Consider the following 21,151-nt stretch of genomic DNA (forward strand, 5'->3'; position numbering starts at 1 on the left):
CGCCGTAGCTGGCGCCTCGAGGGCCAAAAAAAGCCGGCCGGGAATGAATTCCCGGCCGGCTTTGTATTTTTTACTCCCCGCTTTCCAGCGACCGGGCGATCAGCCCTTGCAGAGCCGCGCGGCTTCCTCGGCAAGCTTGCGGATGCGGCCCCAGTCCTTGGCGGCCACGGCGTCCTTCGGCACGACCCACGAGCCGCCCACGCACACCACGTTCGGCAGGGCCAGGTAGTGCTGGGCCTTGACGATGTCGATGCCGCCGGTCGGGCAGAACTTCAGCTGCGCCAGCGGTCCGTACAGCGACTTCAGCATCGGCACGCCGCCGGCCGCCTCGGCCGGGAAGAACTTCAGGAAGGTGAAACCGGATTCCAGCGCCGCCATGGCCTCGCTGGCGGTGGCCACGCCCGGCAACAGCGTGATGCCCGCGCCCTGCGCGCCATCGGCCAGCTTTTGTGTCAGGCCGGGCGATACCGCGAACTGGGCGCCGGCGTCGCGCACGGCGTGAAGCTGCTCCACGGTCAGCACCGTACCGGCGCCCACCACGGCCTGCGGCAGCGCCTTGGCCACGGCCTGGATGGCCTCCAGCGCCACCGGCGTGCGCAGCGTGATCTCCAGCAGCGGCAGGCCACCAGCGACCAGCGCCTCGCTGACGTGCAGGGCGTCGTCCACCGAGTGGTATTCCAGCACCGGAATCACCGGCACATTGACAAGTCGTTCTAGCAGCGGGGAAGGTTGATTTGGCATGACAGTCCCGATGTTGGGTGGCAAATATTGAGGGGCAGAACACGCCCGTCTGGTTCCAGTCAGGCAATCACCGACACGGATTGCTCCAGGCGCGCCTGTACGGTCTCGGCGCTCGGGATCGGCGCGACCGCGCCATAGCCCGTGGTAGACAGCGCCGCCGCCACATTGGCGTAGCGTGCGGCGTCGAACGGATCGGCGCCCACAGCCAGCCGGGCGATGAAGCTGCCGCCGAAGCAGTCGCCGGCGCCGGTCGCGTCGAGCGGCCGCACCGGGTACGGCGGCACCAGCGAGCGCGCCTCGGGCGTGGCCACGTAGCTGCCCTCCTCGCCCAGCTTCAGCGCCACGAGGCTGATGCCGCAGCCGAGCAGGTAATCGACGATGGCGTCGCGGTCATCGAGCCCCGTGAGCACGGTGATGTCGTCCCAGCTCGGCAGGCAGACGTCGGTCAGCGAAAACGCCTCGCGCATGATGCCGCGCGCGCGGGCCAGCGACCACAGCCGCAGCCGCAGGTTGGTATCGAGCGACACCTGCGTGCCGCCCTTGCGCGCGTGCTCCATCGCGGCCAGCCCGGCGTCACAGGCGCTGGTGCTGATGGCCAGGCTGATGCCGGACAGGTGCAGGAAGCGCGCCTGGGCAATTGCCGCCAGCGGCAGCTGGTCATGGTGATAGCGGCTCGCGGCCGAGCCCTCGCGCAGGTAGTCGAAACGATGGCCGTGGCTGTCGTGCGAAACGAAGTACACGCCCGTGGGCGCCGCCGCGTTCACGCTGACATGGCGGGTATCCACGCGCTCCGTGGTCCACAGTGCCAGCAGGCGCTCGCCAAAGCTATCGGCGCCCACCGCGCTGATGTAGCCGGTGGTGGCGCCCTGCCGTGCGGCGGCGATGCAGAAGTTCGAGGTATCGCCGCCGAAGCCTTGCAGGTAGCGGCTGGCGTCGTCAGGCTGCTGGTTGAATTCGACCAGCGGCTCGCCGTAGGCAAGAATATCGATGCTCATGTCGCAGGTCTCCCTCAGAAGAACGTCTGCACGATGTCGATGACGCGCAACTGGCCGTCCAGCACGGGGATGTGCCGCCACTTGTCGAACGTCAGGCAGGGATGCGAGATGTCGAAGGCAATCATATCCCCGACGCGCACATCGTCGCCAGCCTCGATCTGCAAATAGGCGTGCTGGTCCATCATGCCGGTGACCTGCCAGTGCGCCGGGGTGTCCACCGGGGCGTCCGCGCCGGGCCGGTACAGCCGCGCGGGTATCGGCATGCCGGCGTCGAACGCGGCGTCACGCTTGCCCATGCCGATGATCGCGCGCGTCGGCTCGGGAATCGACTGCACATAAGCCCACAGCTGCAGCGCGGGCAGCAGCCCCTCGCGCATCTGTTGCGCCACGGGGTTGTTGGCCAGGATGCGGGTCTGCGCGGCGCGGTAGATGCCCACGTCGTGGGTCAGGTAGCAGCCGGGGCGCAGCACGATGTCGATGGGGGCGCCGATATCGGTGCGCGAGAACTCCTCGGCCACCACGTCATACCAGGCCGAGCCGGCGCCAGACATGACCACCGGGCTGCGGCTGAAGCGGCCTTCGGCGGCCAGCTGGCGCGTCACGGCCACGGTGCGCTGCAGGAAGGCGCGGATGTCGGCCTCGTGCTGGAGCACGCCTTCGTAGACTTCCACGCCGGCCAGGGAGAGCGCATCGGGCCAGCGCGCCAGCGCGTCCATCACGGCCTGCTGCTGGGCGGCGTCACGCACGCCGGTACGGCCGCCCTCCACGCCCAGTTCCACCAATACCTGGAGCTTCTGGCCACGCGCGCGGAAGAACGCGCCTAGCTGATCGACGAGATCTGCCGAATCGACGAGCGAGAAGAATTCGAAGGACGGATCGCGCAGCAGGTCTGCCACGATCTCCATATTGCGGCGGCCGACCAGCTGGTTGGCCATCAGCACGCGTTTCACGCCATGCGCAGCGGCGGCGGCGGTCTGGTGGGCGGTAGCCAGGGTGATGCCCCAGGCACCTTCCAGCAACTGCCGCGCAAACAGCTTGGGCGCCATGGTGGTCTTGCCATGGGGCGCCAACTGCACGCCATATTCACCCATGAAGCGGCGCATCCACGTGAGGTTGTGCGCAAGACGTTCCTCATAGAGCACAGCGGCCGGCAGGCTGAGGTCCTCGGACAACAGGTTCCAGCCCACCTGGCCCGCATTTTCCGGGGCCAGCGGCGTGTCCATCCGGCCCAGCGCCTTGTTCAGCGGATCGATGATCCCGGCTTGGTATTCCCCCTGATACTTTGTCTCACGCATGCTGTCATCGCCCCGCAAAAATTCTGATTGACGTAATCATAGCCTTGAAACTACGATATTTCATCCTTGTTATAAAGTAACATGCGTCGCCCGGCACCCCTGCCAGGCGGCGCCCATCCGCCCGCCATGACCGCGCCTTTCGACATCCTGACCCGCATTGCCGAACGCGGCCCCGCGCTGCGTCTGGCCGAGCAGAAGGTGGCCCAGGTGATCCTGGAAGACCTGGCCGGCGCGGCGGCGGCCAGCATCAATGAACTGGCGCGCAAGGCGGCGGTGAGCGAGGCCAGTGTCACGCGCTTCGCCAAGGCCATCGGCTGCCGCGATGTGCGCGACCTGAAGCTGCGGCTGGCCCAGGCCACCGCCGTGGGCTCGCGCTTCCTGCAGCCGGTGCCGCTGGCGGAGCCCGGCACGCCGGCGTCGCTGGCGGAGAGCATTCACGCCGATGTCATCAACACGCTGGAGGTCAATCGCAAACTGATCGACCCGGAACGCATTGGCATTGCCGCACGGCTGTTGCTGGACGCGCGCATGGTCTACGCTTTTGGCATGGGTGGCGGCTCGACCTTCATGGCCGACGAGGCGCGCTACCGGCTGGCGCGGCTCGGGCACCCCGTGGCCAGCTATCAGGACGCGGTCCTCCAGAAAATGGTGGCGGCCACGCTGACGCGCGACGACGTAATCCTGGCCTTCTCCGCCAGCGGCAACATGCCCGAGATGCTGGCCAGTTGCGACATTGCGCGCGAGTACGGCGCCCGCCTGATCGCCGTGACGGCACTCGGCTCGCCGCTGGCGGCGCGTGCCGATGTGCTGCTGCCCGTGCGCTCGCTGGAGACGGATTTCATCTTCAAGCCTTCGGCCTCGCGCTACGCAATGCTGCTAGTGCTCGACGTGCTCGCCACGCGCCTGGCCCTGCTGACGCAGGAACAGAGCGCCGAGAAGCTGCGCCGCCTCAAATACGTGCTCGACGCCCATCGCGGCGTGAGCCAGGACAGCGACGGGCCGGACAGCCGCCAGCCGCTGGGAGACTGACCATGCCACACCTGTTCGACACCCTGATCCGCCTCGTAAGCCTGATCGACGGCTCGGGCGCCGCGCCCCGGCTGGCCGACGTGGGCATCCGCGACGGCCGCATCACGCGCATCGACGCCCCCGGCGCCATCGACCCGGACACCGCTTCCCACGTGGTGGAAGGCCACGGGATGGTGCTCGCGCCCGGTTTTATCGACGTCCACACGCACGACGACACCAACGTGGTCCGCCAGCCCGAGATGACGCCGAAGATCTCGCAGGGCGTGACGACGGTGATCGTTGGCAACTGCGGCATCAGCGCCGCGCCGGTCACGCTGGCGGGCGATCCGCCCGATCCGATGAACCTGCTGGGCCGCGCCGAGGCGTTCTGCTACCCGAACTTCCAGGCCTACGTCGAGGCCGTCAACGCGGCACAGCCCGCCGTCAACGTGGCCGCGCTGGTCGGCCACACGGCCCTGCGCAGCAACCATATGGACCGGCTCGACCGCGCCGCCACCCCCGACGAAACCGCCGCGATGCGCGCGCAGCTCGAGGAGGCCCTGGCCCACGGCGCCCTGGGCCTCTCCACCGGGCTGGCCTACGCCAACGCGTTCTGCGCGCCCACCGAGGAAGTCCTCGCCCTGGCCGAGCCGCTCGCAGACGCCGGCGCGCTCTACGCCACCCACCTGCGCAGCGAGTTCGCCGAGATCCTGGACGCCATGGACGAAGCCTTCCGCATCGGCCGTCACGCCCGCGTGCCCGTGGTCATCTCCCACCTGAAATGCGCCGGCGTGCCCAACTGGGGCCGCAGCGGCGAGGTGTTGGACGCGCTGGAAGGCGCCCAGCGCTGGCAGCCGGTCGGCTGCGACTGCTATCCGTACACGGCCAGTTCGTCCACCCTAGATCTCAAGCAGGTGACCAGCGATTTCGACATCCAGGTCACGTGGTCGGAGTCGCACCCGGCCATGGGCGGCCGCCTGCTGGCCGACATCGCCGCCGAGTGGAACGTCGACCTGTTGGAAGCCGCGCGCCGCCTGCAACCGGCCGGGGCGGTCTATCACTGCATGGAAGATGCCGATGTGGACCGCATCCTGCGCCATCCGGCCACGGTGGTCGGCTCCGACGGCCTGCCCAATGACCCGCTGCCGCATCCGCGCCTCTGGGGCGCGTTCCCGCGCGTGCTGGGTCACTACGCGCGTGACCGCGAGCTGTTTCCGCTGACCGTGGCCGTCAACAAGATGACCGGCCTCTCCGCCGAGCGCTTCGGGCTGACCGAACGCGGCTTCGTGCGCGAAGGCTACTGGGCGGACCTGGTGCTGTTCGACGCGGCTACGATCCGCGACGCTGCCAGCTTCACCGACCCGATGCAGCCCGCCGAGGGCATCGCGGCGGTCTGGGTCAACGGCGCGCTGTCCTGGCAGCAGCGCGCGGCTACCGGCGTGCGCGCCGGCCGCTTCCTGCCGCGCGGCAGCCGCGCCACGGCCTGATCCCACGGCCTGATCCCTTTCATCAATAGCAAACAGGAGTTTTCATGGACATCAAGCGTTTCGGCGTGGAAGGCGGCACGGGCCAGGGCGGCTCGCACATGCCCTTCGCCCGCGCGGTAGCCGCCGACGGCTGGCTCTACGTATCCGGCCAGGTGCCGATGGTGGGCGGCGAAGTCATCGACGGCGGCATCGTGGCGCAGAGCCACCAGGCCATCAAGAACGTGCTGGCGATCCTGGCCGAGGCCGGCTACGGCACCGAGCACGTGGTGCGCTGCGGCGTCTGGCTGGACGACGCCCGCGACTTCACCTCGTTCAACAAGATCTTCAAGGAATACTTCGGCGCCAACCCGCCGGCCCGCGCCTGCGTGCAGTCCAGCATGGTGGTGGACTGCAAGGTCGAAGTGGACTGCATTGCCTACAAGAAACCCGCGGCATAAGCCCGCACGGTGAGCCAACCGATTTTTCAACCCGGCCGCTAAGCCCCACAGGAATAGCGGCCTTTTCATAGCGGAAGCGGACCGTCCTCCGGACGGCACCCGCGCAAGGAGACAATATGGGTGCCGTAACAGGAACCACACTCCTGGTCTATGCGCTGATCGCCGTGATCGCGCTGGTCATACTGATCGCCAGGTTCAAGCTCAACCCGTTCATCACGCTGGTGGTGGTGTCCGTCGCGCTCGGCTTTGCCGTGGGCATGCCGATGGGCGACATCATCAAGTCGTTCGAGGCCGGCGTGGGCGGCACGCTGGGCCACATCGCGCTGGTGATCGGGCTGGGCACCATGCTCGGCAAGATGATGGCCGAGTCGGGCGGCGCCGAGCGCATCGCGCTGACGCTGATCGACTTCTTCGGCGAGAAGAACGTGCACTGGGCCATGGTGACCATCGCGTTCATCGTCGGCCTGCCGGTGTTCTTCGAGGTGGGCTTCGTGCTGCTGGTACCGATTGCCTTCAACGTGGCCAAGCGCACCGGTACCTCGATGGTGCTGGTGGGCATTCCGATGGTGGCCGGCCTGTCCGTGGTGCACGGGCTGATCCCGCCCCACCCGGCCGCGCTGCTGGCCGTGACGGCCTATGGCGCCGACATCGGCAAGACCATCATGTACGCGCTGATCGTGGGCATTCCCACGGCAGCCATCGCCGGCCCGCTGTTCGCCAAGCTGATGGACCGCTACGTGAAGCTGCCCGATGTGAACCCGCTGGCCGTGCAGTTCACCGAGGAAGACGAAGGCGTCAAGGCCACGCACGCCCTGCCGAGCTTCGGCATCACGGTGTTCACCATCCTGCTGCCGGTGATGCTGATGCTGATCGGTAGCTGGGCCGACCTGTTCACCACGCCGAAGACCTTCGCCAACGACTTCCTGAAGCTGATCGGCAACTCGGTGATGGCGCTGCTGATCGCCGCACTGGTCAGTTTCTACACCTTCGGCAAGGCGCGCGGCTTCAGCCGCGAGACGATCCTGAAGTTCACCAACGAGTGCGTGGCCCCCACGGCCATCATCACGCTGGTGGTGGGCGCCGGCGGCGGCTTTGGCCGCATCCTGCGCGACTCGGGCATCTCCACGTCCATCGTGGACGTGGCGACCAGCGCCCACGTGTCCGTGCTGGTGCTGGGCTGGCTGGTGGCGGTGATGATCCGTATCGCCACGGGTTCGGCCACGGTGGCCATGACCACGGCGGCCGGCATCGTCGCCCCGATCGCTGCCAGCGTGCCGGGCACCCGCCCGGAACTGCTGGTGCTCTCCACGGGCGCCGGGTCGCTGATCCTCTCGCACGTGAACGACGGCGGCTTCTGGCTGGTGAAGGAGTACTTCAACATGTCCGTGGCGCAGACGTTCAAGACCTGGTCGGTCTGCGAGACCATCATCTCGGTGGTCGCGCTGGGGCTGACGCTGGCCCTGGCAACGGTGGTCTGAGCCTTGGTTTTCCCCCTCTCCCGCCTGCGGGAGGGGGAGCAAAACACGGGATTGCGCACAGCCGCCCTCCCCCCTACACTCCCGTTCGATGCGGCCGCCTAGTACCGCACTTTCGGGAGACTTCGATGACCTTCACCCCGCTGCGGCGCGCCGTCCTGGCGTGCGGCGCCCTCGCCGTCCTGGCATTCCCCGCTTCCAGCTTTGCCGCCGATCCGGTCAAGATCGGGCTGATCGCCCCGTTCTCGGGCAGCTTTGCCGACTACGGCAAGCAGATGGAAGGCGGCGTGAAGGCCTGGCAGAAGCTCCACGGCGACACCGTGGGCGGCCGCAAGGTCGAAGTCATCCTCAAGGACACCACCGGCCCGGTGCCGGACGTGGCCAAGCGCCTGGCCCAGGAACTGGTGGTACGCGACAAGGTGGACATCCTGGCCGGCTTCGGCCTCACGCCCGAGGCGCTGGCCGTGGCCCCCATCGCCGAGCAGGCGAAAAAGCCGATGGTGATCTTCAACGCGGCCTCCTCCGTCATTACCACCAAGTCGAACTACATCGCGCGGGTCTCGATGACGCTGCCGCAGATCTCGGCGCCGATGGCGACCTGGGCGGTGCGCAACAACATCCGCAAGGTGGTCACGCTGGTGGCGGACTACGCGCCCGGCATCGACGCCGAAACCGCGTTCAAGACCAACTTCCTGGGCGGCGGCGGGCAGATTCTCGAGTCGATCCGCGTGCCGCTGCGCAACCCCGAGTTCGCGCCGTTCATCCAGCGCATCAAGGACGCCAGGCCCGAAGCCGTATTCCTGTTCCTGCCCGCCGGCGAACAAGGCGTGGCGTTCATGAAGGGCTTCCGGGAGCGCGGGCTGGCCGCCGCCGGCATCCGCGTGATTGCCACGGGCGACCTGACCGACGACCATGTGCTGCCGGCCATGGGCGACGCCACGCTGGGCGTGATCACCTCGTTCCACTACTCCGCCGCCCATGATTCGAAGGAAAACAAGGCGTTCCTGAAGGCGTTTGCCGAGGCCAACCCGGGCGCCGGCCGGCCCAACTTCATGGCCGTGGCCGCCTTTGACGGCATGGCGGCCATCTACGAGGCCCTGAAGAAGACCGGAGGCGCCACGGACGGCGACAAGTTCCTGGCGGCGCTCAAGGGCATGAAGATCCAGAGCCCGCGCGGCGCCATCACCATCGACCCGGCCACCCGCGACGTGGTGCAGACCGTTTACATCCGCAAGGTGGAAAAGGTCAACGGGGAGCTTTACAACGTCGAGTTCGACAAATTCGACGGGGTGAAGGACTCCGGCAAATAAGCCGGCCCGGCGGCGGCCGCCCTGAAAATCTTTTATTGCGTCGTCAAGAAAGTGCATGACGCGGGTGCCGATTCTTGACCTAAGCTGTTTGATGCACACAAGAAGAACTCCGGAGACGACAAAATGATCAGGACTGCCATATCTTCCGCGGCCGCCGCCGCGATGTTCCTGGCCCTGGCACCTGCCATGGCCGCCCCCGACAACCTCCAGAAGCTACAAAGCTTCAAGCCGACCGGCACCGCCACGCCGGAAACCGTGCCGCAGACCGGCGCGCGCGCTGATGCCATCCGCGAGAACCTCAAGACGATCAAGCTGCCGCAGGGCTTCAAGATCGAGCTGTACGCGGTGGTGCCCGAGGCCCGCCACATGGCGGTGGAGCCGTCCACGGGGGTGGTCTTCGTCGGCACGCGCAAGACCAAGGTCTGGCAGGTGACGGACCGCAACAAGCGCCGTGTGGCGGACGACGTGGTGCAGTTCGCCAGTTCCGTCTCGTTCAAGGTGCCCAATGGCGTCTGTTTCTCCCCGGACGGCATCCTCTACGTGGCCGAGCAGAACCGCGTTCTGGCGTTCCCCGCCGCCCAGTTCTTCGGCGAGGGCGGCCCGGACGTGGCTGTCGGCGTGGTCGTGCCGCAGGGCAAGCTGGTCCCGACCGAGTTCGAGAGCTTCAACCACGGCGCGCGCGCCTGCCGCATCGGCCCGGACAAGAAGCTCTACGTCGCCCTCGGCCAGCCGTGGAACGTGCCGCCCAAGGACAAGCTGGCCGCCCTCGACAGGAATGGCGTCGGCGGCATCATCCGGATCGACCAGGACGGCAAGAACCGCGAGGTCTATGCCCATGGCGTGCGTAACTCCGTGGGCCTGGACTTCAGCCCGGTCGACAAGATGCTCTGGTTCACCGATAACCAGGTGGACGGCATGGGCGACGACCAGCCCCCCGGCGAGCTGAACCGGGCCACCAAGGCGGGCCAGAACTTCGGCTTCCCGTGGTATGGCGGCGGCAAGGTCCGCACGGTCGAGTACAAGGACGCCAAGCCGCCGGCAGACGCCGTCTTCCCGGTGGTGGAGTACGCCGCCCACGCGGCCGACCTCGGCATGTCGTTCTATACCGGCAAGATGTTCCCGGCCAAGTACCAGAACGGCGTGTTTGCGGCCGAGCATGGCTCCTGGAACCGCACCAAGCCGATTGGCGCCCGGGTGGTGTACACGCCGGTCAACGCCGACGGCTCGGTCGGCGCCACCGAGGTCTTCGCCGAAGGCTGGCTGACGGCCAACGGCGAGTACATGGGCCGCCCGGTGGACGTGCAGCAGTTGCAGGACGGCTCGCTGCTGGTGTCCGATGACTACGCCGGGGCGATCTACCGCATCTCCTACGCGGGGGCCAAGTGACGCGACAGGGTTCCCTGACAATCGCCGCCTTGCTGGGAATGACCGTGGCCATGGCCGGGCCGCCGGCCATGGCTGCGGACGCCCAGGCCGGCAGGGCCCGCGCGCTGCAGTGCCAGGCCTGCCATGGCCTGGACGGCAAGTCGAAGCTGCCCGAGGCGCCGCACCTGGCCGGCCAGAACGAGACCTACCTGGTGAAGGCGCTCAAGGACTACAAGACCGGCGCGCGCAAGGACGAGATGATGAACCTGATGGCCAAGCCGCTGACCGACAAGGACATCGCCAACCTCGCGGCGTTCTACAGCGGCTTGAAGCCGTGACCGGAGCGTGCCTTCGGCGGCGACAGCACCGAGATGGCTGACGCCGCCTCGCGCCGGATCAGCCGCATGATCAGCGCGGCGCCGGCGTTGCCGAAGTCCGGCGAGGCCGCGTTATCCAGCGCCGCCGACATCACCCCCAATGCTTCCTGTATACGCTCCAGCTGACGCAGCGCGGGGGCCGACGGCGCCATCGGCCCGGGAAACCCCGGTGTCCCCAACATGCCGGGTGTAATGGACGTGCGGGCGGCGGGTCTTGGTTTTTGCATGGCGATCTCCTTCTGGCTGAGCGGATGATTCCGATCCATGCATTCTGGGAATGAAACTGGCCCAGCGATATGAGACGTTTCTGAAAAGCGATCGGACCAGTCCTACGCCGCCACGCTGACCAGCCGGTCCAGCAGCGCCCGGTCCGCCAGCAGCGCGGCGCTCTCGCCGGCATGCACCACGCGCCCCCGGTCGAGCACCACCGCGCGCTGCGTCATCGCCAGCGCCAGCCGGGCGTGCTGTTCCACCACGATCACCGCCATGCCGCTGTCCGCGATCAGCCCGGCAATCACCCGCCGCAGTTCCTGCACGATGATCGGCGCCAGCCCTTCCATCGGCTCATCCAGCAGCAGCAGCGACGGATTGACCATCAGCGCGCGCGCAATCGCCAGCATCTGCTGTTCCCCGCCGGACAACTGGTTGCCGAGGTTCTTCCGGCGCTCCTCAAGCCTCGGAAAAACCTGAAAAACGCGGGGGATGTCCCACGGCCCGGGGCGCGCCACGGCGCTCAGGTGTTCGGCCACGGTCAGCGACGGAAACACCCAGCGCTCCTGCGGCACCCAGCCGATACCGCCCTGCGCACGCCGGTGTGGCGCCATGCGGGCAAGGTCGCGCCCCTGCCAGTGCAGCCGCCCGCCGCGCAGCCGCGTGAAGCCCATCAGCGTGGCCAGCAGCGTGGTCTTGCCCACGCCGTTGCGGCCCAGCAGCGCCAGGCTGTCGCCGGCGGCGAGCGTCAGGTCGATGCCGTCCAGCACCAGCGCATCGCCGTAGCCCGCGCTGACGCCCTCCATCCGCAGCAAGTCAGTCATGGGCGGCCTCCCCCAGGTACACCTCGCGCACACGCGGGTCGGCGGCGATTTCAGCCGGCGTGCCCTCGGTCAGCACGCGGCCCGCCACCAGCACCGTGATGCGCTCGGCGAAGCGGAACACCAGGTCCATGTCGTGCTCGATAAAGACGATGGTGATGTCGCGCGGCAGGCCGGCGATGACCGCGAACAGCTCCGCGCTCTCGCCCGTGGGAATGCCGGCGGCAGGTTCGTCCAGCAGCAGGATCGACGGCCGCGTGGCCAGCGCCAGCGCCATCTCCAGCAGCCGCTGCTTGCCGTAGGGCAGTTGGCGGGTCTCCACGTCGGCATCGGCGTCCAGCCGCAGCATGGCCAGCACCGCCATGGCCTCGTCCACGAGGGCCGTCTGGGAGGCCACCGTGTGTGCCCAGATGCGTGCCGCCCCGGTGCGCTCGGCCACCGCCAGCACCACCGATTCGAGCACCGTCAGCCCCGGGAACAGCGTGTTGATCTGGAACGTGCGCGTCATGCCCAGCCGCACGCGGGCGTGCTGGGGCAGCGCGGTGATGTCCTGGCCGCCCAGCCAGATCCGCCCCGCCGAGGGCGGCAACGCCCCGGTCAGCAGGTTGATGAAGGTGGTCTTGCCGGCGCCGTTCGGGCCGATCAGCGCGTGGCGTGCGCCCGGCGCGAAACTGAGCGAGATGTCGCTATTGGCGGCGAAGGCGCCCCAGGTCTTGCCGAGCCCTGCCGTGCGGAGCATGGCCGTCATGGTGCCGCCCCCCGGCCCCGCCGCAACCGGCCCGCGATGGCGCTGGCCGCGCCCATCACGCCGCCCTTGGCGAACAGCACCATCAGCACCAGCAGCAGGCCGATCCAGAACTGCCAGTAGACCGGGTTGATGCCGGCCAGCACGTCCTGCGCGATCATGAACAGCGCCGCGCCGACCAGCGCGCCATAGAGCCGGCCCGTGCCGCCGAGCACCAGCATGACCAGCAGCTCGGCCGAACGCGGGAAGCCCAGCACGTCGAGCCCGACGAACTGCGTGGTCTGGGCCAGCAGGCCACCGGCCACCCCAGCCACCGCCGCCGACACCGCGAACACCGCCCCGAGCCGGCGCGGCACGTTGGCGCCCAGCGCCGGCATGCGCCGCACGCCCTCGCGCACGGCGCGCAGCGACAGCCCGAACGGCGACGCGACGATGCGGCGCACCGCCACGAACAGCAGGAAGGTCACCACGAGGCTATATATATAGGCAGTCTTGCCGAACAGGTCGAATTCGAACAGCCCGAGCACCTTGCCCATGGTCACGCCGGACAGCCCATCGACCCCGCCAGTCAGGAAGGCGGCCTTGTTGGCGGCCTCGAACAGCATCAGGCCAATGCCGAGCGTGACCATCAGCCGGGTCAGGTCGCCGCCGCGCACCACCAGGAAGCTGCACAGCCAGCCCGCCAGCCCGGCCACGGCGCCGGCGGCCAGCAGGCCGGAAATTGGCTCGCCCCAGCCATGCGCGCCCAGCAGGCCCGCCGTATAGGCGCCCAGCCCGAAGAAGGCCGCGTGGCCGAGCGAGACAATGCCGGCATAGCCGAGGATCAGGTCCAGCGACAGCGCGAACAGGCCGGTAATCAGGATCTGGCTGCCGAGGATCAGGTAGTCAGGCAGCAGGAAGAAGACCGCCACCGGCACAAGCCAGAAGACGATTTCGGCCGGATGCCAGCGGCCATCGGGCAGGCGGTGGCGCAGGGCGGCCGCCGGCTGGGCGGCGCGATCGGTACGCAGCACGGATTTCATGCGCGCCTCCCGAACAGCCCGGCCGGGAAGGCCACCAGCAGCACCACCATCATCGCGTAGATCACGAACGCGCCCACCGCCGGCACGTAGTACTTGCCGGCCACGTCCGCCACGCCGAGCACGATCGCCGCGAGCAGCGAGCCGCGGATGGAGCCGGCGCCGCCCACGGCCACCACCAGCAGGAAATACACCATGTACTTGAGCGGGAAGGCTGGATCGAGCCCGAGCACGTCGATGCCCAGCCCGCCGCCAAGACCCGCCAGCCCGGAGCCGAGCGCGAACGTGAGGCTGAATACCCGCTCCACGTTGATGCCGAGGCCGCGCGCGGCCTGCTGGTGATCCACCGCCGCCCGCACCTGCGCCCCGAAGCGCGTACGCGCCACCAGCCACCCCAGCGCCAGCGTGATCACCACCACCACACCGATCAGGAACAGCCGATAGGCGCCCAGGTCGATCCCGGCCACCTGCACCTGCCCGATCAGCCACTCAGGAAGCGCCACCGGCTGCTGGCCGGGGCCGAACAGCCACGTGGCGCCAGCCATCGCCATGAAGGTCAGGCCGATGGAGAACAGTACCTGGTCGAGGTGGCTGGCCTGGTACAGGCGCCGATAGAGCGTGCGCTCCAGCCCCCAGCCCACCGCCGCCGCCCCCAGGAAGGCCAGCGGCAGCGCCGCCAGGAACGGCACGCCGGCGCGGTTCATCAGCACCACGGCCACATAGCCGCCGAGCATGGCAAAGGCGCCATGAGCCAGGTTGACGAAGTTCATCAGCCCCATGGTCACGGACAGGCCAATGCTGATCAGGAACAGCAGGCTGCCGTACGCCAGGCCGTCGAACAGCACGCCAAGGAAACTCGCGATCACCGGGGTTGTCCTCCGTTTTCAGGGTTGCCGCCGGATTGTTCAGTGTGCGCCGCTTTTTTGCAATCGGGCCCCACCCGCCCGCGCCGGGTTTCGCGGGGTTGTCTGGCGCGTTGTCTGGTTTACATCGCCCCGGCCACGCGCTAACGTCCTGAAACCCGACCGCGAGGGACATTGCCATGCCGATCGACCGCCGCACCTTCCTGGGATTTTCCGCCACGCTGGCCGCCTTGCCGGCCACCCCTGCCCTGGCCGCCGCGCATGCAGCCGCTCATGCCGCCACCGTGGAGGCGCCGATGCGGCGCAAGATCCCGGGCACCAACGTGCAGTTGCCGGTCATCGGCATGGGCACGGCGGATACCTTCAACGTGGGCACCGGCGCCGACGAGCGCACCCCGCTCACCGAGGTCATGGCGCTGTTGCTGCAGCGCATTCCCGGCGCGGTGGTGGACACCGCGCCCAGCTACGGCAGCGCGGAAGCCGTCACCGGCGACCTCCTGCAGGCGGCCAAGGCCCGCCAGCGGGTGTTCCTGGCGACCAAGATTTCCACCAGCGTGGCGCAGGTGCCGGCGCAGTTCGCCCGCTCGCTGTCCGATCTCCACGTGGAAAGCGTGGATTTGCTGCAGGTGCATAACCTGATCGACTGGCAGAACAACCTGCGCTGGCTGCGCCAGCAGAAGGAAGCCGGCAAGACACGCTACATCGGCATCACCCACTATCGGGAAGACTCGCACGACACCCTGGCGCAGATCCTTCGGCACGAAAAGATGGATTTCCTCCAGATCAACTACTCGGTGGGCGAGCGCAACGCCGAGAAGACGCTGCTGCCGCTGTGCGAGGAGCGCGGCGTGGCGGTGCTGATCAACCGGCCGTTCCAGGATGGGCGGCTGTTCAGCGCGGTGAAAGGCAAGCCGGTGCCCGACTGGGCCGGCGAGGTGGACTGCACCACGTGGGGCCAGCTCTTCCTGAAGTTCGTGGTCAGCCACCCGGCCGTGACGGCGGCTATCCCGGCCACGTCCAAGCCGCGCAATATGGCCGATAACCTCAGCGCGGCGTTCGGCCGCATGCCCGATACGCGCGAGCGGGCCCGCATTGCCGCTGCGCTGGCCTGAGCGCCGGCCATGGCTGCGCCCCCGCCTCTACCTGACACCGCCCGGCCGCTGCAACGCGGCTTCGGCATGCGCCCCGGCGAGGCCCCCGCCGTGGTGGCGGGCTTCCTGTTCTTCTTCTGCCTGTTCGCCAGCTATTTCATGCTGCGGCCCGTGCGCGAGACCATGGGCATCGCCGGCGGCGTGCAGAACCTGCAATGGCTGTTCACCGCCACCTTCGTGGTGATGCTGGTGGCCATTCCGTTCTACGGCGCCTGCTGCAAGTGGCTGCCCCGGCGTCGATTCGTGCCGTGGGTCTACGCGTTCTTCATCGCCAACCTGCTCGGCTTTGCCTTCGCCACGCGGGCGATGCCGGACAACGTATGGCTGGCGCGCGTGTTCTATGTCTGGCTCTCGGTCTTCAACCTGTTCGTGGTATCGGTGGCGTGGAGCCTGATGGCCGATGTGTTCCGTCCCGACCAGGCCAAGCGGCTGTTTGCGCTGCTGGCAGCGGGTGCCAGCGCCGGTGGGCTGGCCGGTCCATTGCTGGGTGGCTGGCTGGTGGGAAGCATCGGGCTGACGGGGCTGATGGTGCTGTCGGCGGCGCTGCTGGCCGCCACGCTGCCGGGCGTGGGCTTCCTGTTCGGCTGGCGCCGCCGCGCGGGGGCTGGCATGGCGGGCGTGGGCGGTGCCGGTGCCGGGCAAGACCCGGCCGAGCCGGTCGGCGGGGGGCTCTGGGCGGGGCTGGTGCTCGTGGCGCGCTCGCGCTACCTGCTTGGCATTGGCGTGTTCGTGATCCTGCTCGCCACGGCGAGCACCTTTCTGTACTTCGAGCAGGCCAAGCTCGTTGCGGCCACGTATCCGTCGCGCGCCCAGCAGACGCAGGTCTTCAGTGCGCTCGATGCCACGGTGCAGGCGCTGACCATCGTCATCCAGCTCTTCTTCTCGGGCCGCGTGGCGCGGCGCTACGGCGTGACCGCGCTGCTGACCGGCGTGCCCGTGCTGGTGACTCTCGGCTTCCTGGCGCTGGCGGTCTGGCCGACCTTCGCGGTGCTGGCCGGTGTGATGATCGTGCGGCGCGTGGGCGAGTACGCGCTGCTGCGCCCCGGGCGCGAGATGCTGTTCACCGTGGTGGACCCGGAAACCAAGTACAAGGCCAAGAACGTTATCGACACGGCGGTCTATCGCGCCGGCGACGCGGTGAGCGCCTGGGTGCGCACCGCCATCGACGCCATCTCCGGCCACCCCGCCTCCGTGGCGCTGGCCGGCGCGGTGCTGGCCATCGCGTGGGCCTGGCTGGGCTGGTGGCTGGGCCGGCGGCACGAAGGCCAGCTGACACCCGCCGGGGACGCGCCCACCGTGCTCGCACGCGGCGCGCCGGGCGGCCGATAATCGAGCATCCGTCTGGCCGCGCGCCGCCGATGGCCGTATAGTCGTGACCTGTTCGCGCGCCAAGCGCGCCGCCCCACACGCTTGCCTAGGAGCCCCCATGAAGACCAAAGCCGCCATCGCCTGGAAAGCCGGCGCCCCGCTGACCATCGAAGACGTCGACCTGGACGGCCCGCGCGCCGGCGAGGTGCTCGTGGAAGTCAAGGCCACCGGCATCTGCCATACCGATTACTACACGCTGTCAGGCGCCGATCCGGAAGGCATCTTCCCGGCCATCCTGGGCCATGAGGGCGCCGGCATCGTCACCGACGTGGGCCCGGGCGTGACCTCGCTCAAGCCGGGCGACCACGTGATCCCCCTCTACACGCCGGAATGCCGCCAGTGCAAGTTCTGCCTGTCGCGCAAGACCAACCTGTGCCAGGCCATCCGCGCCACGCAGGGACGCGGCCTGATGCCGGACGGCACCTCGCGCTTCTCGATCGACGGCAAGCCGATCTTCCACTACATGGGCACGTCCACCTTCGCCAACCACATCGTGGTGCCGGAGATCGCGCTGGCCAAGATCCGCCCGGACGCGCCGTTCGACAAGGTCTGCTACATCGGCTGCGGCGTGACGACCGGCGTGGGCGCCGTGCTGTTCACGGCCAAGGTGGAAGCCGGCGCCAATGTGGTGGTATTCGGCCTCGGCGGCATCGGCCTGAACGTGATCCAGGCCGCCAAGATGGTCGGCGCGGACAAGATCATCGGCGTGGACCTGAACCCGGGCCGCGAGGCGATGGCGCGCAAGTTCGGCATGACCCACTTCGTCAACCCCAAGGACGTGCCGAACGTGGTGGACCACATCGTCCAGCTCACCGACGGCGGCGCCGACTACTCGTTCGAGTGCATCGGCAACACGCAGGTCATGCGCCAGGCGCTGGAGTGCTGCCACAAGGGCTGGGGCAAGTCGATCATCATCGGCGTGGCGGAAGCCGGCGCGGAGATCTCGACGCGCCCGTTCCAGCTGGTGACGGGCCGCGAGTGGAAGGGTTCGGCGTTCGGCGGCGCACGCGGCCGCACGGACGTGCCGAAGATCGTCGACTGGTACATGGACGGCAAGCTCAACATCGACGACCTGATCACGCATACGCTGCCGCTGGACCGCATCAACGAAGGCTTCGACCTGATGAAGCGCGGCGAATCGATCCGCTCGGTGGTGCTGTACTGATGCAGACCGACCTGGAACTGCTCGCCGAGCACGGCTGCCACGGCGGCGTGCAGCGCTTCTACCGGCACCACTCGGCGGCCATCGGGCTGCCGATGCGGTTCTCGGTGTTCCTGCCGAAGGAAGCGCTGGGCACGGGCACCGCCCGCGTGCCGGCGCTGTTCTACCTGGCCGGGCTGACCTGCACCGAGGAAACCTTCCCGATCAAGGCCGACGCCCAGCGCTACGCCGCCGAGCACGGCATGATGCTGATCTCGCCCGATACCAGCCCGCGCGGGGCCAACGCGCCGGGCGAGGCCGACAGCTGGGACTTCGGCGTCGGGGCCGGCTTCTACGTGGATGCCACCGAGGCGCCGTGGCACATGCACTGGCATATGGAGAGCTACGTGGCGAGCGAGCTGTTCGCCATCGCCACCACGGAACTGCCCGGCGATGCCGCGCGCGTGGGCATCTTCGGCCATTCGATGGGCGGCCACGGGGCGCTGGTGCTGGCGCAACGCTATCCGCACCGTTTCCGCTCGGTGTCCGCCTTCGCGCCGATTGCCGCGCCGATGAAGTGCCCGTGGGGCGTCAAGGCGTTCAGTGGCTACCTGGGCAACGATCCGGTGCGCTGGGCCGAGCACGACGCCAGCGAGCTGATGACCGGGCAGGATGCACCGCCCTTCCCGGCCGGCATCCTGATCGACCAGGGTCTGGCCGACCGCTTCCTTGAGGAACAACTGCATCCGGAAGCGTTCGAGGCTGCCTGCAAGGTGGCCGGCCAGCCGCTGACGCTGCGCCGCCACGCCGGCTATGACCACGGCTACTACTTCATCCAGACGTTCATTGCCGACCATATCCGGCACCACGCCGCCCAACTCTGACTCTGACTCTGACACCGAGCACGCCATGCCTTACGCCGCCGATCCCATCGTCATGCTGTCCGCGCGGGCGCTGTCGCAGGCCATCCACGGTGGCGAAGTATCTTGCCGGCAGGTCATGGCCGCCTATCTGGCCCATATCGCGCAGGTCAACCCGGGCAGCAACGCCATCGTGGCGCTGCGCGACGAGGCGGCGCTGATGGCCGAGGCCGCCGCCGCCGACGAAGCGCTGGCGGCGGGCCGCTCCGCAGGCTGGATGCATGGCATGCCACAGGCGCCCAAGGACCTGGCGATGACGCGCGGCATCCGCACCACCTTCGGCTCGCCGATCTACAAGGACAACGTGCCGGCCAGCGATGGCGTCGTGGTCGAGCGCGCGCGGCGCGCCGGGGCAATCCTGATCGGCAAGACCAACACGCCCGAGTTCGGGCTGGGCTCGCAGACGTTCAACCCGGTCTACGGCGCCACGCTGAATCCGTACGATGCCACGCGCACGGCGGGCGGCAGCAGTGGCGGCGCCGCGGCGGCACTGGCGCTGCGCATGCTGCCCGTGGCGGACGGCAGCGACTTTGGCGGCTCCCTGCGCAACCCGGCCGGCTACTGCAACGTGTTCGGCTTCCGGCCCTCGGCGGGCCGCGTGCCCTACGGCCCCACGCCCGAACTGTTCCTGCCGCAGCTTGGCTGCGAAGGGCCGATGGCACGCACGGTGGCGGACCTCGCCCTGCTGCTGGCCACGCAGGCCGGCCCGGACACACGCACCCCGCAGGCGTTGCCGGCCGACCCGGTGCTGGCCTCGCTCACGCCGGCAAACGTGGCGGACGTGCTGCGCACCGGCCTCACCGGCAAGCGCGTGGCCTGGCTGGGCGACTGGGGCGGCTACCTGCCGATGGAAGACGGCATCCTGCCGCTGTGCGAGCAGGCGCTGCGCTTCTTCCCGGACTTCGGCGTCAGCGTGGAGGCCATCGGCGCGCCCTACCCGCCCGACAAGATCTGGCAGGTCTGGCTGACCCATCGGCATTTCCTCGTCGGCAACGCGCGCATGGCGCTCTACCGCAACCCGGCCACGCGCGCACAACTGAAGCCCGAGGCCATCTGGGAGATCGAAGGCGCGCTGAACCTGACCGCCAGCGACCTCTACACCGCCAGCACCGAACGTTCGGCGTGGTACAACGCGCTGCAACGCACCTTCGCCACGTTCGACTACGTGGCGGTGCCCTCGGCGCAGGTGTTCCCGTTCGATGTGAAGCAGCCGTGGCCGAAATCGATCGCCGGCCGGCAAATGGATACCTATCACCGCTGGATGGAGGTGGTGGTGGCGTGGACGCTGTCCGGCTCGCCGGTCATCAGCGTGCCGGTGGGCTTCAGTGCGGAAGGATTGCCGATGGGCATGCAGCTGATCGGCCGCCCGCGCGACGACCTGGGCGTGCTGCAACTCGCGGCGGCCTATGAGCAGGCGCGCGACTGGGTGGGTAGCCGGCTGCCGCCGGCGATGGTGGACTGACCTCGGCCGACTGACCCCAGCGGATTGACCCCAGCGGATTGATCCCAGCGGACTGACCTCGGTGCACTATCCTGAAGGCTCCCCATCCCCGTAGGAAGGAGCCTGCCATGGGCACTTCACGTCACATCGCCCTGGCGCTGGGCCTGCTCTTCGCGAGCGGTGCCGCGCTGGCGCATAACTGCCCCAACGAGATGAAGGCCATCGACGCGAAACTGGCGACCAAGCCGGCGCTTTCGCAGGCCGACATGACCAAGGTCCAGAAGCTGCGTGCCGACGGCGAAGCGCAGCACAAGGCCGGCAATCACGACGCCTCGATGAAATCGCTAGGCGACGCGAAGAAGATCCTGGGAATCTGAGCCCCGGGTCCGGCCAGGTCAGGCCAGCTCAGGCCAGTCCTCAGGCCACGCGCAGCAACTGGCGCGCGTGGCTGGCAAACAGCGGCGCCGCACGGTCCGCCGCGAGACGAATGCGCTCCTGCAACGGGCCATTGCCGACCTGATAGCCATCGAAATCCGCCGTGGACGCATACACGCCAATCGGCAGCGTCAGCGCCTGGAGGAAGCCGAACAGCGGGCGCAGCTGGTGCTCCAGCACCAGCGCGTGCCGCTCACTGCCGCCGGTGGCGGCCAGCAGCACCGGCGTATGGACCAGCGCGTTCATCCCGACCAGATCGAACAGATGCTTGAAGTGGCCCGGGAACGAGCCACGGTAGACCGGCGCGGCGGCGATCAGCAGGTCTGCCGATTCGATGTCCGCCAGTTGTGCCTCGATCTCCGCAGGCAGTTCCTCGCGCGACAGCGCGCCGCCCAGCGGGCGGGCAATCTCGCTCAGGTCCACGACGCGGGTGTCGAGCACGAGCCGTTCTTCCAGCGCCCCGAGCAGTGCCTCCACCAGCACCCGCGTGCGCGAGGGCTGATGGACACTGCCATTGACGGCGACGACTTTGAGGGGTGTGACCACT

22 protein-coding genes are annotated in these 21,151 nt (G+C 68.5%); 13 read left to right on the forward strand and 9 right to left on the reverse strand.

What is annotated here, in order from left to right:
- Positions 1-99: 99 nt before the first annotated feature.
- The 3 genes from KHO18_RS01400 to KHO18_RS01410 are packed head-to-tail and all read right to left on the reverse strand — an operon-like array spanning position 100 to position 3,031.
- Entirely contained in the window at positions 100-741 is a 642-nt protein-coding gene (locus tag KHO18_RS01400; RefSeq protein ID WP_144198241.1) for a bifunctional 4-hydroxy-2-oxoglutarate aldolase/2-dehydro-3-deoxy-phosphogluconate aldolase, read from the reverse strand.
- 59 nt (positions 742-800) lie between these two features.
- Complete coding sequence (locus tag KHO18_RS01405; RefSeq protein WP_144198240.1) at positions 801-1,736, reverse strand: sugar kinase; 936 nt, start codon at positions 1,734-1,736, stop codon at positions 801-803.
- Positions 1,737-1,750: 14 nt separating this feature from the next.
- Entirely contained in the window at positions 1,751-3,031 is a 1,281-nt protein-coding gene (locus tag KHO18_RS01410) for an amino acid deaminase (protein WP_211942654.1), read from the reverse strand.
- Positions 3,032-3,157: 126 nt separating this feature from the next.
- On the opposite strand from KHO18_RS01410, the gene KHO18_RS01415 reads away from it, so the two are divergent.
- The 7 genes from KHO18_RS01415 (at position 3,158) to KHO18_RS01445 (ending at position 10,451) form a co-directional block, all read left to right on the forward strand.
- Positions 3,158-4,060: a MurR/RpiR family transcriptional regulator gene (locus KHO18_RS01415; RefSeq protein WP_144198238.1), complete on the forward strand. Its 903-nt coding sequence runs from the start codon at positions 3,158-3,160 to the stop codon at positions 4,058-4,060.
- 2 nt (positions 4,061-4,062) lie between these two features.
- Positions 4,063-5,526: an N-acyl-D-amino-acid deacylase family protein gene (locus tag KHO18_RS01420; RefSeq protein WP_144198237.1), complete on the forward strand. Its 1,464-nt coding sequence runs from the start codon at positions 4,063-4,065 to the stop codon at positions 5,524-5,526.
- 44 nt (positions 5,527-5,570) lie between these two features.
- Positions 5,571-5,963 carry a RidA family protein gene (locus KHO18_RS01425; protein ID WP_144198236.1) on the forward strand — a complete coding sequence of 131 codons (393 nt, stop codon included), beginning with the start codon at positions 5,571-5,573 and terminating at the stop codon, positions 5,961-5,963.
- 116 nt (positions 5,964-6,079) lie between these two features.
- Positions 6,080-7,441 carry a GntP family permease gene (locus KHO18_RS01430; RefSeq protein WP_144198235.1) on the forward strand — a complete coding sequence of 454 codons (1,362 nt, stop codon included), beginning with the start codon at positions 6,080-6,082 and terminating at the stop codon, positions 7,439-7,441.
- Positions 7,442-7,566: 125 nt separating this feature from the next.
- Complete coding sequence (locus tag KHO18_RS01435) at positions 7,567-8,748, forward strand: ABC transporter substrate-binding protein (RefSeq protein WP_144198234.1); 1,182 nt, start codon at positions 7,567-7,569, stop codon at positions 8,746-8,748.
- Positions 8,749-8,871: 123 nt separating this feature from the next.
- Positions 8,872-10,134 carry a PQQ-dependent sugar dehydrogenase gene (locus KHO18_RS01440; protein ID WP_211942655.1) on the forward strand — a complete coding sequence of 421 codons (1,263 nt, stop codon included), beginning with the start codon at positions 8,872-8,874 and terminating at the stop codon, positions 10,132-10,134.
- A gap of 38 nt (positions 10,135-10,172) precedes the next feature.
- Positions 10,173-10,451, forward strand: a complete 279-nt coding sequence (locus KHO18_RS01445; RefSeq protein ID WP_211942676.1) for a c-type cytochrome — start codon at positions 10,173-10,175, stop codon at positions 10,449-10,451.
- On the opposite strand, the gene KHO18_RS01450 is transcribed toward KHO18_RS01445, so the two are convergent.
- The 5 genes from KHO18_RS01450 to KHO18_RS01470 form a co-directional block, all read right to left on the reverse strand.
- Positions 10,430-10,717, reverse strand: a complete 288-nt coding sequence (locus KHO18_RS01450; protein ID WP_144198232.1) for a hypothetical protein — start codon at positions 10,715-10,717, stop codon at positions 10,430-10,432. The genes KHO18_RS01445 and KHO18_RS01450 overlap by 22 nt on opposite strands.
- Positions 10,718-10,819: 102 nt before the next feature.
- Positions 10,820-11,524: an ABC transporter ATP-binding protein gene (locus KHO18_RS01455; protein WP_211942656.1), complete on the reverse strand. Its 705-nt coding sequence runs from the start codon at positions 11,522-11,524 to the stop codon at positions 10,820-10,822.
- Positions 11,517-12,269 carry an ABC transporter ATP-binding protein gene (locus KHO18_RS01460; protein ID WP_144198230.1) on the reverse strand — a complete coding sequence of 251 codons (753 nt, stop codon included), beginning with the start codon at positions 12,267-12,269 and terminating at the stop codon, positions 11,517-11,519. The genes KHO18_RS01455 and KHO18_RS01460 overlap by 8 nt, the downstream gene beginning before the upstream one ends.
- Positions 12,266-13,288 carry a branched-chain amino acid ABC transporter permease gene (locus KHO18_RS01465; RefSeq protein WP_211942657.1) on the reverse strand — a complete coding sequence of 341 codons (1,023 nt, stop codon included), beginning with the start codon at positions 13,286-13,288 and terminating at the stop codon, positions 12,266-12,268. Before KHO18_RS01465 ends, KHO18_RS01460 begins: the two co-directional genes overlap by 4 nt.
- Positions 13,285-14,148 (reverse strand): branched-chain amino acid ABC transporter permease, encoded by an 864-nt coding sequence (locus KHO18_RS01470; RefSeq protein WP_186296861.1) that lies wholly within the window; start codon positions 14,146-14,148, stop codon positions 13,285-13,287. Before KHO18_RS01470 ends, KHO18_RS01465 begins: the two co-directional genes overlap by 4 nt.
- Before the next feature lie 179 nt (positions 14,149-14,327).
- Between KHO18_RS01470 and KHO18_RS01475 the strand changes: the two genes are divergently transcribed.
- From KHO18_RS01475 to KHO18_RS01500, 6 genes are all read left to right on the forward strand, one after another.
- Positions 14,328-15,260 (forward strand): aldo/keto reductase, encoded by a 933-nt coding sequence (locus tag KHO18_RS01475; protein ID WP_211942658.1) that lies wholly within the window; start codon positions 14,328-14,330, stop codon positions 15,258-15,260.
- A 9-nt stretch (positions 15,261-15,269) separates the two neighbouring features.
- The gene (locus KHO18_RS01480) at positions 15,270-16,628 is read left to right on the forward strand and encodes an NTP/NDP exchange transporter (protein WP_144198226.1); all 1,359 of its coding nucleotides are present in this window, start codon (positions 15,270-15,272) and stop codon (positions 16,626-16,628) included.
- Between the two features lie 97 nt (positions 16,629-16,725).
- Positions 16,726-17,832, forward strand: coding sequence for an S-(hydroxymethyl)glutathione dehydrogenase/class III alcohol dehydrogenase (locus tag KHO18_RS01485; protein ID WP_144198225.1), 1,107 nt, complete (start codon positions 16,726-16,728; stop codon positions 17,830-17,832).
- An 11-nt stretch (positions 17,833-17,843) separates the two neighbouring features.
- Positions 17,844-18,692 carry an S-formylglutathione hydrolase gene (gene fghA, locus KHO18_RS01490; protein ID WP_211942677.1) on the forward strand — a complete coding sequence of 283 codons (849 nt, stop codon included), beginning with the start codon at positions 17,844-17,846 and terminating at the stop codon, positions 18,690-18,692.
- A gap of 25 nt (positions 18,693-18,717) precedes the next feature.
- On the forward strand, positions 18,718-20,190 hold the full coding sequence (locus KHO18_RS01495) for an amidase (protein ID WP_144198224.1): 1,473 nt from the start codon (positions 18,718-18,720) through the stop codon (positions 20,188-20,190).
- A 107-nt stretch (positions 20,191-20,297) separates the two neighbouring features.
- Positions 20,298-20,546 (forward strand): hypothetical protein, encoded by a 249-nt coding sequence (locus tag KHO18_RS01500; protein WP_211942659.1) that lies wholly within the window; start codon positions 20,298-20,300, stop codon positions 20,544-20,546.
- A gap of 40 nt (positions 20,547-20,586) precedes the next feature.
- Here KHO18_RS01500 and msuE read toward each other — a convergent pair whose 3' ends face one another.
- Entirely contained in the window at positions 20,587-21,150 is a 564-nt protein-coding gene (msuE, locus tag KHO18_RS01505; RefSeq protein WP_211942660.1) for an FMN reductase, read from the reverse strand.
- Between the last annotated feature and the right edge of the window lies 1 nt (position 21,151).

This window comes from Cupriavidus campinensis, assembly GCF_905397395.1.
Lineage (GTDB): Bacteria > Pseudomonadota > Gammaproteobacteria > Burkholderiales > Burkholderiaceae > Cupriavidus > Cupriavidus campinensis.